Raw genomic sequence first — 12,398 nt, forward strand, 5'->3', positions numbered from 1 at the left:
AACACCGTGAGCAGCACCGCCCGTAGCACCCGGCCGCCCACCGGCCCCCGTCAACTGCACCCCGGGGCCTGGTGGTTGTGGGCGCTCGGGCTGGGCGCGGCGGCCACCCGCACCACCAACCCGGCGATCCTGCTGCTGCTCGCCGCCGTCGCCGGGTACGTGGTCGCGGCCCGGCGCGGCGATGCGCCCTGGTCGCGCTCGTACGGGGCGTTCCTGCGGCTGGGCCTGCTGGTGCTCGGCATCCGGCTGGTGTTCGCCGTGTTCCTCGGCTCGCCGGTCGCCGGCACCCACGTGCTGTTCACCCTGCCCGAACTCCCGCTGCCCGTCTGGGCGCAGGGCGTGCGGATCGGCGGCCGGGTCACCGCCGAGGGGCTGCTCGCCGCACTGTACGACGGGCTGCGGCTGGCCACCCTGCTGATCTGCGTCGGCGCCGCCAACTCCCTGGCCAGCCCGGCCCGCCTGTTGCGCACCCTGCCCGGCGCGCTCTACGAGGCGGGCGTCGCCGTCGTCGTGGCGATGACCTTCGCACCCAACCTGGTCGCGGACGTCCGCCGGCTGCGTGCCGCACGGCGCCTGCGCGGCCGCACCGACAAGGGCGTCGCCGCCGTGCTGAGCGTCGGAATCCCGGTGCTGGAGGGCGCGTTGGAGCGGTCCATCGCGCTGGCCGCCGCGATGGACACCCGGGGCTTCGGCCGCACCGCCGACGTCCCGCGCCGGCTCGCCCGGGCGACGGCCGCGCTCACCCTGGCCGGGCTGCTCGGGGTCTGCCTGGCCGCGTACGGGCTGCTGACGGCCGGCGGCGCGGGCTGGGCGCCGCCCGTCCTGCTGCTCGGCCTGGCCGCCGCCTTCGCCGGGCTGCTGCTCGGCGGCCGACGCTCCGTCAGAAGCCGCTACCGGCCGGACCCGTGGGCCCTTCCGGAATGGCTGACCGCCGGTTCCGGGGCGGCCGTGGCGGCCCTCACCGTCTACCTGGCCGCGCGGGACCCGGCCGCCTTCGCCCCCACCGTCGTCCCGCCGACCGTCCCCGCGCTGCCCCTGACCGCCGTGCTGACCGTCCTGCTCGGCCTGGTGCCGGCGTTCGCCGCCCCGACCCCGCCCCGGAGGGCATCGTGATCACCTTCGAGCAGGTATCCGTCCGGTACGCGGACTCCGCCGCGCCCGCGCTCAGCGGCGTCGACCTCACCGTCCCCGAGGGCGAACTCTGCCTGCTGGTGGGCCCGTCCGGCTCCGGCAAGTCCACCCTGCTGGGGACGGTCAGCGGCCTGGTGCCGCACTTCACCGGCGGGGTGCTGCACGGCCGGGTCACCGTCGGCGGCCGGGACACCCGCGAGCACCGGCCGCGCGAACTCGCCGACCTGGTCGGCACCGTGGGGCAGGACCCACTGGCACACTTCGTCACCGACACGGTGGAGGACGAACTCGCCTACGGCATGGAGTCCCTGGGCCTGCCGGGCGACGTGATGCGCCGCCGGGTCGAGGAGACCCTCGACCTGCTCGGCCTCGCCGACCTGCGCGACCGCTCGCTGACCACCCTCTCCGGCGGCCAGCAGCAGCGCGTCGCGATCGGCTCGGTGCTCACCGTGCACCCCCGCGTACTGATCCTGGACGAACCCACCTCGGCACTCGACCCGGGCGCGGCCGAGGAGGTGCTGTCCGTCCTCCAGCGGCTGGTGCACGACCTCGGCACCACCGTGCTGATGGCCGAGCACCGGCTGGAACGCGTCGTCCAGTACGCCGACCAGGTGCTGCTGCTCACCCCCGGCGCCCCGCCCGTCCTCGGCGGGCCCGCCGAGGTGATGGCGCACTCCCCGGTGCACCCGCCGGTGGTCGGCCTCGGCCGGCTCGCGGGCTGGCGGCCGCTGCCGCTCTCGGTCCGCGACGCGCGCCGCAAGGCCGCCCCGCTGCGCGCCGAACTGGACGGCCGGACACCCGCCGCTGCCGGTTCTTCGTCCGGCACCCCCATCGCCGTTGCCGACCGCCTCGCCGTCCGGCGCGGGCCGGTCCCCGCCCTGCGCGGCGTGGACCTCGCGCTCCGCCCCGGCGAGATCACCGCCCTGATGGGCCGCAACGGCGCCGGCAAGTCCACCCTGCTCGGCAGCCTGGTCGGCCTGCACGCCCCGGCCTCCGGCAGCGTCAGGGTCGGCGGCCGCACCCCGCACCGCACCCGCCCCGCCGAACTGATCCGCGAGGTCGGCCTCGTCCCGCAGGAACCGCGCGACCTGCTGTACGGCGAGTCGGTCGCCGCCGAGTGCGCCGCGGCCGACACCGACGCGGGCGCCGCCGCCGGCACCTGCCGCGCCCTGGTGGAACGCCTGCTGCCCGGCATCGCCGACGACGCCCACCCGCGCGACCTCTCCGAGGGCCAGCGGCTCACCCTCGCCCTCGCCGTCGTGCTCACCGCCCGGCCCCCGCTGCTGCTCCTGGACGAGCCGACCCGCGGCCTCGACTACGCCGCCAAGGCCCGGCTGGTGGAGATCCTGCGCGCCCTCGCCGCCGAGGACCACGCCGTACTCCTCGCCACCCACGACGTCGAACTGGCCGCCGAACTCGCCCACCGCACGGTGATCCTGGCCGAGGGCGAGATCGTCGCGGACGGGCCGACCGCGGAGGTGGTGGTCTCCTCCCCGGCCTTCGCCCCGCAGGTCGCCAAGGTGCTGGCGCCCGGGCCGTGGCTCACCGTCGGGCAGGTCGCGGAGGCGCTGGGCGCATGAGCACTCGTCCCGTCCCCCTGGGGCGCCGGTCCGTCACCGCGCTGCTCCTCGTCACGGCCGTCGGCGTGACCGCCTTCGGCTGGCCGCTGCTCGCCTCCACCAAGTCGGCGCTGGTCGGCCACTCCGCGGACGCGCCGTGGCTGTTCGCCCTGCTGCTGCCGCTGCTGCTCGCCGTCGTCATCGCCCAGATCTCCGAAGGCCGCTCGGCGGGCGGCGGGGCGCCCGGGCTGGACGCCAAGTCCGTCGCCCTGCTGGGCGTCCTGGCCGCGGCGGGCGCGGCACTGCGGCCGCTCGGCGCGGGCACGGCGGGGCTGGAGCCGATGTTCTTCCTGATGGTGCTCTCCGGGCGGGTGCTCGGACCGGGCTTCGGGTTCGTGCTCGGCTCACTGTCGATGTTCGCCTCCGCGCTGCTGACGGGCGGGGTGGGGCCGTGGCTGCCGTTCCAGATGCTGGCGATGGGGTGGGTGTGCCTGGGCGCGGGGCTGCTGCCGGGCCCCGCCTCCTTGCGCGGCCGCCGCGAGCTCTGGCTGCTCGCGGGGTACGGCGCCGCCGCGTCCCTGCTGTACGGCACGATCATGAACCTCCAGGGCTGGCCGTACATCGGCGGCCTGGCCGGCTCCATCTCCTTCCACCCCGGCGACCCGCTGCCCGCCAACCTGGTCCGCTTCGCCGCCTACTGCCTCACCACGTCCCTGGGTTGGGACCTCCCCCGGGCCGCCCTGACCGTCGTTCTCTGCCTCACCCTCGGCACCCCAGTCCTGCGCGCCCTGCGCCGCACGACCCGCCGCGCCGCCTTCGACGCCCCGGTCACCTTCCGGCCGCCGGAGCGCTAACGGCACGCCCCGCACACCTGCCCGGGCCCGGCCACGGGCCGCCCGCACAGCCCGCCGCGCCCGGGGCACTCGTGCCTGCGGGGCCCGTCGTCCGCCCTGCGGGGCCCGTCGCCCGCCCGTCGGGGTGCCGGAACGGCCGGCAGCCCGGCGATCCGCGCCGCCACGATCGCCCCGACACTGCGGGTGACCTTGTCCGGCAGGGGCGCCGACAGGATCCCGGCGGGCGCCTCACCGCTCCACCCGCCCGCCAGCAACCCCTCCACCCGCGCGGCCTGGTCGCTGAGCGGCTTCCCCGCCAGGGCCATCCGGGGCTCCCTGCGCCCGAGTTCGAGCAGCAGTGCCATCCCGGCCGTCAACTTCTCGGAGGGACGGACGGAAGGTTGTTCCGCTTCCTTCTTCCTCGATTCCTTGGAAGGGCTTCCCGCCGTCCCGGCGACTGGATGGCCCGGAGCTGGGACACCGGCGGCCGGGGACGCGGGAAGCGGCGGCACCGTGTGCACCGCCTTGCCCGTCACCGGCACCTCATGAACGGAAACGACCGTCCGCACCTGCCCGGTCAGCGGATCGCGCTGGGTCCGCCGCACGTAGTGCCCGGCCGCCTCCAGCTCCCTGAGCGCCCGCGCGACGGTCGTCCGCCCTTCCACGCTCTTCGCGGCGAGGGTCCGCACGTCCTCGCGCGCCCCGTCCGGCAGGCTGAGCAGGTAGTTCAGCAGCCCGCGCGCGGCCCAACTCAGCGAGTGCTTGCGGACGACGCGACCGTTGTCCAGGATCGTGTACCCGGGGGCATGCCGAGGGATACGATGGATCTGCATCTGGAGGTCTCTTCTCCTGGTGCCGGACCCCGGGGTGTTGGCGCACCGCCGGGGTAACTCCTTTGCTCACGCACCGAGTGCCCCTCCGAGCACCCGGCACCGCAATCTTCACCGTAATTCCGTAACGCCCCGTCAAACTCCTTTCCTCATCACCCGCTCGGGCGGCGCGAGCGCGCACAACCCAGCGCGTCCCGAGCTCGCGAGCCCGGGACGCGCTCCTCACTGCCTCGCATCAACCGACCACGTGGCCCGGCTCGTCCAGCCACACCCGGTGCTCGCCCTCGACCGTGACGGTCAGACCGAACCGGTCGAGGCCCGGCTCGCCCTGGTCCTGCCACCGGGCGTGGGCGGCGGTCACCTCGTCCCACAGGTTGCGGGGGCCGGACTGCGCGACGGCGTGCCTGCCGTCCCAGTCGGCCAGGCGGCAGTGGGCGTACGAGACCCCGTCCCACACCTCCAACCGGCCGGTACCGAGCCGGTCGTAGCCCGCCGACACCTCCTGCCGGAACAGCCCCGGCAACCGCAGCCCGATCGCGAAGGCGGCGTCGGTGTCCTCCGCCACGACAGCGGGGTCGAGTTCGGACGGGCCGTGCCGGACGTCCTCGATCTCGAACTCGCCGCTCCCGGGGCGCTGGCCCCGCACCCACATGAAGGCGACGTCCTCGACGAACGGCCCGCTCGCGGAACGGCCGTCGTCGGCGACGGTGAGCTTCAGCAGCCCGCCGTTGCAGAACGCCGTGCCGTACGGGACGACGATCACGCCCCCGGGCACCGTCTGCTCGATCAACGCACCGGGGACACGCTGCACGGCGGCGGTGACATGAACCCGGTCGTACGGCGCGGCCGCCGGATGGCCGAGCATGCCATCGCCGACCACGGCCCTGACCGGCAGGCGGTTCGCCGCCAGACGGCGCCGTGCGGCACCGGACAGTTCAGGGTCCAGCTCGACGGTGGTGACGTTCTCCACCCCGAGCCGGCGGGCCAGCAGCGCCGCCGTCCAGCCCGTGCCGGTACCGATGTCCATCACCCGCATACTGTCGGAGACTTGCAGGTGCCGGAGCATCTGGGCCACGACGGTGGGCATCGAGCTGGACGAGGACGGCGTGCGACCGTCCTCGTCCAGCCGGGTCACCAGCGGGATGTCGGAGCCGACCAGCTCGCCCCACTCGACCGGGCGTTCATTGCGGTCGATCCACTCACCCCCGTGGCGGATCCGGTCCGGAACGAACAGTAGGCGGGGCACGCCTCGGAACACCGGCTCCCAGTCGGCCGACAGCGCCCCGGACTCCCGGAGCGCATCGCTGAGCACGTTCCACTTCACTCGGCCGCCCCCCTCAAGGCTTCGACGGCTTGGGCAGGTTGGTGGGCGATACGTCCCGCTGACATGGCATTGCTCCTTATGAGGCGGAAGCGGAGGAGAGGCGATCCCGGCCGCGCCGCCGGGCCGGCGGCTCGGCCGGGAAATCAGTGGGTGCGGCTGATCAACACCAGGTCCGCGATGACATGCAACTCGGCGGCCGGCTCACCGCGACGCCGGATCGAACGTCGAGAGATCAGCGTGCACGACTTTCCCGAACGGGCGGAGGCTGACACCCCAGCGGCCCTGAGTGAGCCGGTGGACCAGCGCAAGACCACGACCCGACGTCGCGTAGGGCCCGGCCTGGATCCTCACCGGCATCGCGCGGGAGCCGTCACCGACGAGGATGCGGACGGTCCGGTCGCTCGGGCGCCGCACAGCGACAACCATGCGCGTCTGGCAGCCGGTCTCGACGGCGTTGGTGGCCAGCTCGCTGACGATCAGCAAGGCATCGTCCACCAACGCGTCCAGCTCCCACTCCCGCAGCTTCGCTCCGACAAGGCGCCGCGCAGCCCCCACGGACTCAGCCTGGTACGGCAAGCAGGCAGTCGCCGGCCTGATGGCCACCCGAGGGGCGGCATCGAAGTCGGTGCCAGTGGTTACCGGACAGCAGGTCGACTGCTTCCGATTGAGGCCCACCGGGGCTGACGGCATGGACGGAGACATCGAGGTCACTCCCTCGGGTGGTCTGGTCGATCCCTCCTTGGCGTCTGATCTGCCAGCGAGGTATTCCTAGTTCACCGCCCCGAGAGGGCGGCATGGGCCTCGTGCGACCGGACGTTTCAGCGGACATTTGGGTCTGGCAGGCATGTCCGGCGGAAGAGCGCGTATGACTGCTGGGGGTTCTGTGGCAACGCGATCACTGGCCGAGCTGCGCAAGGCTGCCGGCTGCTCACAGGAGAGCTTTGCTGCCGCGTTCTTGGACATGGCACGACGCATGGATGTCCGCGCTACGGTGAGCGTTCGCCATCTCAGGAGATGGGAGTCCGCCAACCCGCCGTTGCCTCACCCTGGCCAGCAGGCTGTCCTGGAAGCGCTCTTGGGTGTCCCCCTGGCTGAACTCGGCTTCGCAGTGCCGCAGGAACGGGTCGCCGTCGCATCAGAGGGCAGCCTCCAGGAGGACACGGTGCAGCGTCGGCGGTTCGTTGTAGATGTCGGAGCACTACTCGGGGCTTCCGTCCTGACCCCCACGAGAAGTGGTCGGCGAATCGGTGCCACCGATATTCAGGCCTTTCGATCGAAGATCGCCGACCTGTACACCATTGACCACTCACAAGGTGGCCACGTCGCCCGGCAGGCTGCCGTCCGGGTGCCCCAGAGCATCGAGAAGGCCATGACCGGAGGCGTCTATCTCGCTCCGATCGGACGCGACCTTCACACGTTGGTCGGAACATTGCACTCCCACCTCGGATGGATCGAGTTCGACGCGGGGAGGTCGGCTGCCGCCCGTGCAGCGTGTACCGAGGCGCTGACCTCCGCCCGCCTGGTTGGCGATCCGCTATTGGAGGTCCGAGCTCTCGACAGTCTGTCCTTGCTGGCTGTCGAGCAGAAACGGCCATGGGAGGCGGTCGCTGCCGCAACCGCCTCCGGGGAGATCGCTCAGGCACAGGCCGGACCGAAGGTGAAGTCCGTGGTTGCCCTGCGACAGGCTCGGGCTCTCTCAGCTGCTGGTGACTACGCAGGTGCTCGGCGAGCCCTTTCTCGGGCAATGACCTGGCAGGACCGATCGGATGGAGACACCGACGCACCTTCGTGGACGGCCTTCGCCGGTCAGGTCGAGGGGGACTACGCCACTGCCGCGTGGCATGTGGGGACAGGGAAACTCGCGTACGCGATCCCATTCCTTCGGTCAGCAATCGAACATCTCGGCCCGACTTACGGCCGAAATGCAGCGCTGTACCGGGCGCGGCTGGCCGAGGTACTGATGAGGACAGGAGAGGTCGAGGAGTCCTGCACAGAGGCGGTGACCAGCGCCAGGGCGGCGAAGGGGATGGCTTCGGCGCGGCTGACGGACCGGCTGCGTATGGTGGCGTCACTGGCGGCCCGCGTGGATACGGCGGCAGCGCGAGACTGTGTTGAGGAACTTCGAGCGCTTGGGGTTTCGGCCCGGAAGCAGAGGGCGGCGTGACAGTGACGGTTCAGCTCCTGAATGGCGAGCAAACTGCCGAGCTGGAATCGGAGTTGAAGAAGGCATTCGCCGAGGCATTCGCCGAGCCTCCCTACGGCGAGGGTCCGGCCGATGTGGAGCGGGCGTTTCGGCGGTTCCGCTCCCAGATACGGCGGCGCGGGTTCCGGGCGGCGATCGCCTTCGATGACGAAACCGTCGTGGGGATGGCCTACGGCTACCCGCTGTCGGCGAACACCGGGTGGTGGGACACGCTGATCGATCCCGTTCCCGGCGACCTCAGGCACGAGGACGGTAAGCGGACCTTCGGCCTCTTCGAATTGGCAGTCCGGCCCCCGTGGCGCCGCCAAGGCATCGCCTCCCACATGCACCGCGTCCTCATCGAAGGCCTCGACAACGCCCGGGTTCTGCTGAACGCGCGACCGGAGGCGACGGGCGCCCAGGCCGCCTACCTGGCCTGGGGCTACCGGCGGGTCGGATCAGCCATCCCCTGGGAGGGCGCGGCCCGACACGACGTGATGGTCCTCGACCTGCCGCATCCGTAGCCCGCTCGGTCACGGCGCCGGGCCGGTCCGTGGGCGCGTGCCCATGGTCTCCACGTGACCACGTAGCCTTGGTTCCCTTCCCCAGGAGGCGTGTTGAGCGAGATCATCCTCATGTCCGACCCAAAGGTCGCCGCGATACCCGTCGCGCCCCGCGAGGAGCAGCTGCTCGACGTACGGAGCGGCAGCGGGCTGCTGGTCGACGAGCGCCAGCAGGACGGCACCGGCGCCTTCGCGCGCCTGCGGGCCGGGGTGCTCGATCGGCTGCTCGACGCGCAGGCCGCGCTGCCCGACGACCTGCGGCTGCTGTTCGTCGAGGGATACCGGCCACCGGCTCTCCAGAGCCGCTACTTCGACGAGTACGCCGCCGAGTTGCGGGCCGCGAACCCCGACTGGCCGGACGACCTGATCAGGTCGGCGACGAGCCGCTACGTCTCGCCGCCGGAGATCGCGCCGCACAGTGCCGGGGCCGCCGTCGACCTCACCCTCGTCGACGCCGACGGCCGTGAACTCGACCTCGGCACCAGGGTCAACGCCAGCCCGGAGGAGAGCGCCGGGGCCTGCTACACCGACGCGGACGGCATCGGCGCCGAGGCCCGCGCCAACCGGCGGCTCCTCTGCGACGTCCTGACCGGCGCCGGGCTCGTCAACTACCCCACCGAGTGGTGGCACTGGTCGTACGGGGACCGCTACTGGGCGCTGGCCACCGGCGCACCGGCCGCGCTCTACGGGCCGGCGCACGGGTAGCCGACACGACACGCGGCCCGTGGAGCCTGCCGAGCGGACCTGCGGCCCCGGGCCAGGATGGCGTCGGCACCGATGCCCGCCCGAGGAGCAGAGCGATGACCGAGCAGACCCCCGAACAACTCCCCGCCGTCGCCGTCGCGATCGTCGTCAAGGACAGCCGGGTGCTGATGGTGCGGCGGCGGGTCGCCGAGGGCGAGCTGTCCTGGCAGTTCCCGGCCGGGGAGGTCGAGCCGGACGAGTCCCCCGAGGCGGCGGCGGTCCGCGAGACCGCCGAGGAGACCGGCCTCCATGTCGCCGCCGCCCGGCTGCTCGGCGAGCGGGTGCACCCGCAGAACGGGCGGCGGATGGCGTACACGGCCTGCGAGGTGGTCGGCGGCACCGCCACCGTGGTGGACTCCGACGAGCTGGACCGGGTGGTCTGGGCGTCCCGCGCCGAGCTGGCCGAGTACGTGCCGTTCCCGCTGTTCCCACCGGTGCGGGAGTACCTGGACGGCACGCTCGCCGGGTAGGCGCGGAACGGCGGACGAACCCGCGCGAGAAGTCGGCCCGTCCGACTTCCCATGCACGAGCACCACCACCAGTGTCCGGAACTCATCCCCGCCGTAGGGGCGTTCGGACGTTCGGACGGGAGACCGCTCGTCCCCGCCCCGGAAGGAAACGCGTGACAACCGCGCACGGAGCCCCGTCCGACCACGACCACGCCGTACCGCGAGCCCGCCGCCCGGGGCGGGAGCCGGTCACCGACGAGACGGTCGCCCGGCTCCGGGCCCAGGCCCGCACCGACCCCGCCTCGGGCCTGCCCGCGCTGGCCGAGGCGCTGCGGGGCCGGGCCTACGGCCGGCCCAGGCCCCGGCCCGAGGAGGCCGTCCCGTTCCTGGAGGAGTCCGCCGGCATCTACCGCGCCCTGGTCGCCGACGGCGGCACCGAACACCTGGCCGCTGCCGCCCGCGCGCTGTCCTCCCTCGCCCTGCACCACTCCCTGGCGCACGCCGACGGTCCCGCCCTCGCCGCCCGGCAGGAGGCGGCCGACCTGGCCCGGCGCGCCGAAGCGGACCAGCCGGTGGAGGGCCTCGGCCAGGCCGCCGTCCTGCACGCCGACCTCGCCCACGGCCTCGCCGAGGCGGGACGGTTCGACGAGGCCGTGGACGCCGCCCGCACGGTGGCCGACCGCTCCCTGGCGGTGACCGAGGCCGGCGGGAGCGACCTGACGTGGCGACTGCTCGACCTCACCGTGCTGCTCCGCCTCGCGGACCGCACCGAGGAGGCCGTGGCCGTCGAACACGAGGCCCTCGCCTGGCTGCGCGAGGGCCGCACGGAACCGGCCCGCAGTCCCGTCCCGGCCCTACGGGCGGCCGGCGCCGCCCTGTGGTTCGCCGATCTGGGCCGCACCGAACAGTCGCACCGGCTGCTCGCGGACGCCGCCCGCTCCTGCGAGCGCCTGCCCGCCCGCGGCGACGCCGGCGACTTCGGCTTCAACGAGGGCCTGCGGAGCGCCTTGTTCGCCCGCTCCGGCGTACGGGACGAACAGGCCGCGGCCGACGCCCCGGACCCGCTCGCGCTCGGCGTCGACCCAGGACGGCGCCTCCAACCGGTGCTGGGCCTGGACCTCCACCACTGGTCCTTCAGCCTGCGCGCGTCCTTCGAGGACGGACTGGTCACCCTCGCGCGGGCCGTCGAGGCCATCACGGGCACGCCCGAGCCCACCGACCGCCTGCCCGACGAGGAGGGCCCGTCCGAACAAGCCGACGGCTCACTGCCCCTGCCGGAGGACCGCGACCTGCTCGCCACCCTCGGCACCCTCACCCGGCGGCTCGACCTGCGCCGGGCGGTCCGTGGAGACCATCCCAGCTACTACGCCCACCTCACACTCCCCCGGCTGCGGCGGAGCGTCCGGATCGAACGCCGCCTCCACGCGACCGGCCCCGCCCACGACACCCGGCGCCTGGTCAGGGCGCTCACCGACCTGGCCATGGCCCAACTCGTCCACGGCGACCACGCCGAGGCGACCGGCACCCTGCACGAGGCCCACGCCCTCGCCGTACGGACGGAGAGCCCGGCCGGGTGACCACCGCCCCCGGTGCTCCGCCCGGCACCCACCGGCCGGGGCAGCGAGGAGGAGTCCCCTGCTCGCTGCAGGAGCCCGAAGCCGGGCCTGCGGGCCGCGGCCGGGCAGCACGCGGCCCGCCGAAGCCACCGAACCGGCCGGAATCCCCATCCACCCCCCGGTACACCCCCGTACCCTGTCCCGCAGCACTCGCACGGGCACGGTACGGACCTTCGGGGGAACCGGGGAAACCAGTGGAACTACGTCAGTTGCGCGTCTTCGACGCCGTCGTCACCCACCGCACCGTCACCGGCGCGGCCGTGGCACTCGGACTCGCCCCGGCCTCCGTCTCCGAACAGGTCCGCACCCTCGAACACAGCCTCGGCACCGACCTGTTCGACCGGGCCAGGCACGACCTGACCCTCACCTCGGCCGGGGAACGACTACTGCCCTGGTCCCGACGGCTCCTCGACCAGGCCGAACAGGCCCGCCGCGAGGTCGTCGTGACCCGGACCCGCCTGCGCCTCGGCGTCCTGGCGGCCGTCGCCGCCACCCACCTCCCGACCGTCCTGGCCCGCCTCACCGACCGCCGCCCCGGTCTGGACATATCCCTCCACACCGACGCCACCCGGGACGTCCTGCTCGACGGCGTCGCCGCCGGAGCCCTGGAAGCGGCGCTCATCCTCGACGCCCCGGGCCCGCTCGGCGCACTCGGCTTCCCCCTGCCGCCCGCCCCGCTCGACCACCTCGATCTCCAGGCCGTCCACCTCGCCCTGGTCGCCGCCCCCACCCACCCGCTCGCCCGCGCCACCACCCTCGCCCCCGAGAACCTCCGCGGCCACCGCCTCCTCGTCGACACCCCCGCCTGCTCCTACCACCTCGCCGGCGAACGCCTCCTCGGCCACCACGTCCAACGCCTCCGCACCGGCGCCGTCCCCACCACCCGCGCCTGCGCCGCACAGGGCCTCGGCATCGCCCTCCTCCCCACCCACGCCGTCCACGACCACCTCGCCACCGGCGCCCTCACCCACCTCCCCCTCGACCCCCCGCCCCTCCATCTCCGCCTCCTCTGGCGCGCCGACCACGCGCCCCTCCCCGCCCTGCGCCCCCTCCTTCGCACCACCCCGGCCTGAACTCCCCCGGGCCCTCGAACAGCAGCGGGGCCCATAGGGGCTGCGGGAGCTAAGGCCCGAGAGGGGACGGCCACGATGCAAACTCTGAAGTCCC

Annotated in this window: 12 protein-coding genes; 9 read left to right on the top strand and 3 right to left on the bottom strand. The window is 73.7% G+C overall.

Annotated features, from left to right (window positions below):
• The first annotated feature begins 6 nt into the window (after window positions 1-6).
• From ACFVGO_RS14100 to ACFVGO_RS14110, 3 genes are read left to right on the top strand one after another with little or no spacing between them, the layout of a single operon-like run.
• Window positions 7-1,113, top strand: a complete 1,107-nt coding sequence (locus ACFVGO_RS14100; protein WP_359896869.1) for a CbiQ family ECF transporter T component — start codon at window positions 7-9, stop codon at window positions 1,111-1,113.
• Window positions 1,110-2,711: an ATP-binding cassette domain-containing protein gene (locus ACFVGO_RS14105; protein ID WP_359896867.1), complete on the top strand. Its 1,602-nt coding sequence runs from the start codon at window positions 1,110-1,112 to the stop codon at window positions 2,709-2,711. Before ACFVGO_RS14100 ends, ACFVGO_RS14105 begins: the two co-directional genes overlap by 4 nt.
• Window positions 2,708-3,544 carry an ECF transporter S component gene (locus ACFVGO_RS14110; RefSeq protein WP_359896865.1) on the top strand — a complete coding sequence of 279 codons (837 nt, stop codon included), beginning with the start codon at window positions 2,708-2,710 and terminating at the stop codon, window positions 3,542-3,544. Before ACFVGO_RS14105 ends, ACFVGO_RS14110 begins: the two co-directional genes overlap by 4 nt.
• Here the strand turns inward: ACFVGO_RS14110 and ACFVGO_RS14115 are convergent.
• From ACFVGO_RS14115 to ACFVGO_RS14125, 3 genes are all read right to left on the bottom strand, one after another.
• Window positions 3,541-4,356 (bottom strand): helix-turn-helix domain-containing protein, encoded by an 816-nt coding sequence (locus ACFVGO_RS14115; RefSeq protein WP_380631966.1) that lies wholly within the window; start codon window positions 4,354-4,356, stop codon window positions 3,541-3,543. The two genes, ACFVGO_RS14110 and ACFVGO_RS14115, sit on opposite strands and share 4 nt — an antisense overlap.
• Window positions 4,357-4,588: 232 nt before the next feature.
• Window positions 4,589-5,677, bottom strand: a complete 1,089-nt coding sequence (locus tag ACFVGO_RS14120) for a methyltransferase domain-containing protein (protein ID WP_380631968.1) — start codon at window positions 5,675-5,677, stop codon at window positions 4,589-4,591.
• Window positions 5,678-5,878: 201 nt separating this feature from the next.
• On the bottom strand, window positions 5,879-6,379 hold the full coding sequence (locus ACFVGO_RS14125; protein WP_380631970.1) for an ATP-binding protein: 501 nt from the start codon (window positions 6,377-6,379) through the stop codon (window positions 5,879-5,881).
• A gap of 181 nt (window positions 6,380-6,560) precedes the next feature.
• On the opposite strand from ACFVGO_RS14125, the gene ACFVGO_RS14130 reads away from it, so the two are divergent.
• The 6 genes from ACFVGO_RS14130 (at window position 6,561) to ACFVGO_RS14155 (ending at window position 12,304) form a co-directional block, all read left to right on the top strand.
• Window positions 6,561-7,841, top strand: a complete 1,281-nt coding sequence (locus ACFVGO_RS14130; protein WP_380631972.1) for a hypothetical protein — start codon at window positions 6,561-6,563, stop codon at window positions 7,839-7,841.
• Complete coding sequence (locus ACFVGO_RS14135) at window positions 7,838-8,383, top strand: GNAT family N-acetyltransferase (protein WP_380631974.1); 546 nt, start codon at window positions 7,838-7,840, stop codon at window positions 8,381-8,383. Before ACFVGO_RS14130 ends, ACFVGO_RS14135 begins: the two co-directional genes overlap by 4 nt.
• 93 nt (window positions 8,384-8,476) lie before the next feature.
• Entirely contained in the window at window positions 8,477-9,127 is a 651-nt protein-coding gene (locus tag ACFVGO_RS14140) for a M15 family metallopeptidase (RefSeq protein ID WP_380631976.1), read from the top strand.
• Window positions 9,128-9,222: 95 nt separating this feature from the next.
• Window positions 9,223-9,636, top strand: coding sequence for an NUDIX hydrolase (locus tag ACFVGO_RS14145; RefSeq protein WP_380352557.1), 414 nt, complete (start codon window positions 9,223-9,225; stop codon window positions 9,634-9,636).
• Window positions 9,637-9,788: 152 nt separating this feature from the next.
• A complete protein-coding gene (locus tag ACFVGO_RS14150) occupies window positions 9,789-11,192 on the top strand; it encodes a hypothetical protein (protein WP_380631978.1) in 1,404 nt (467 codons plus the stop codon).
• Between the two features lie 233 nt (window positions 11,193-11,425).
• Window positions 11,426-12,304 (top strand): LysR family transcriptional regulator, encoded by an 879-nt coding sequence (locus tag ACFVGO_RS14155; RefSeq protein ID WP_380631980.1) that lies wholly within the window; start codon window positions 11,426-11,428, stop codon window positions 12,302-12,304.
• Window positions 12,305-12,398: the final 94 nt, after the last annotated feature.

This window comes from Kitasatospora sp. NPDC057738 (assembly GCF_042798815.1).
Classification (GTDB): Bacteria; Actinomycetota; Actinomycetes; order Streptomycetales; family Streptomycetaceae; genus Kitasatospora; species Kitasatospora lactacystinica.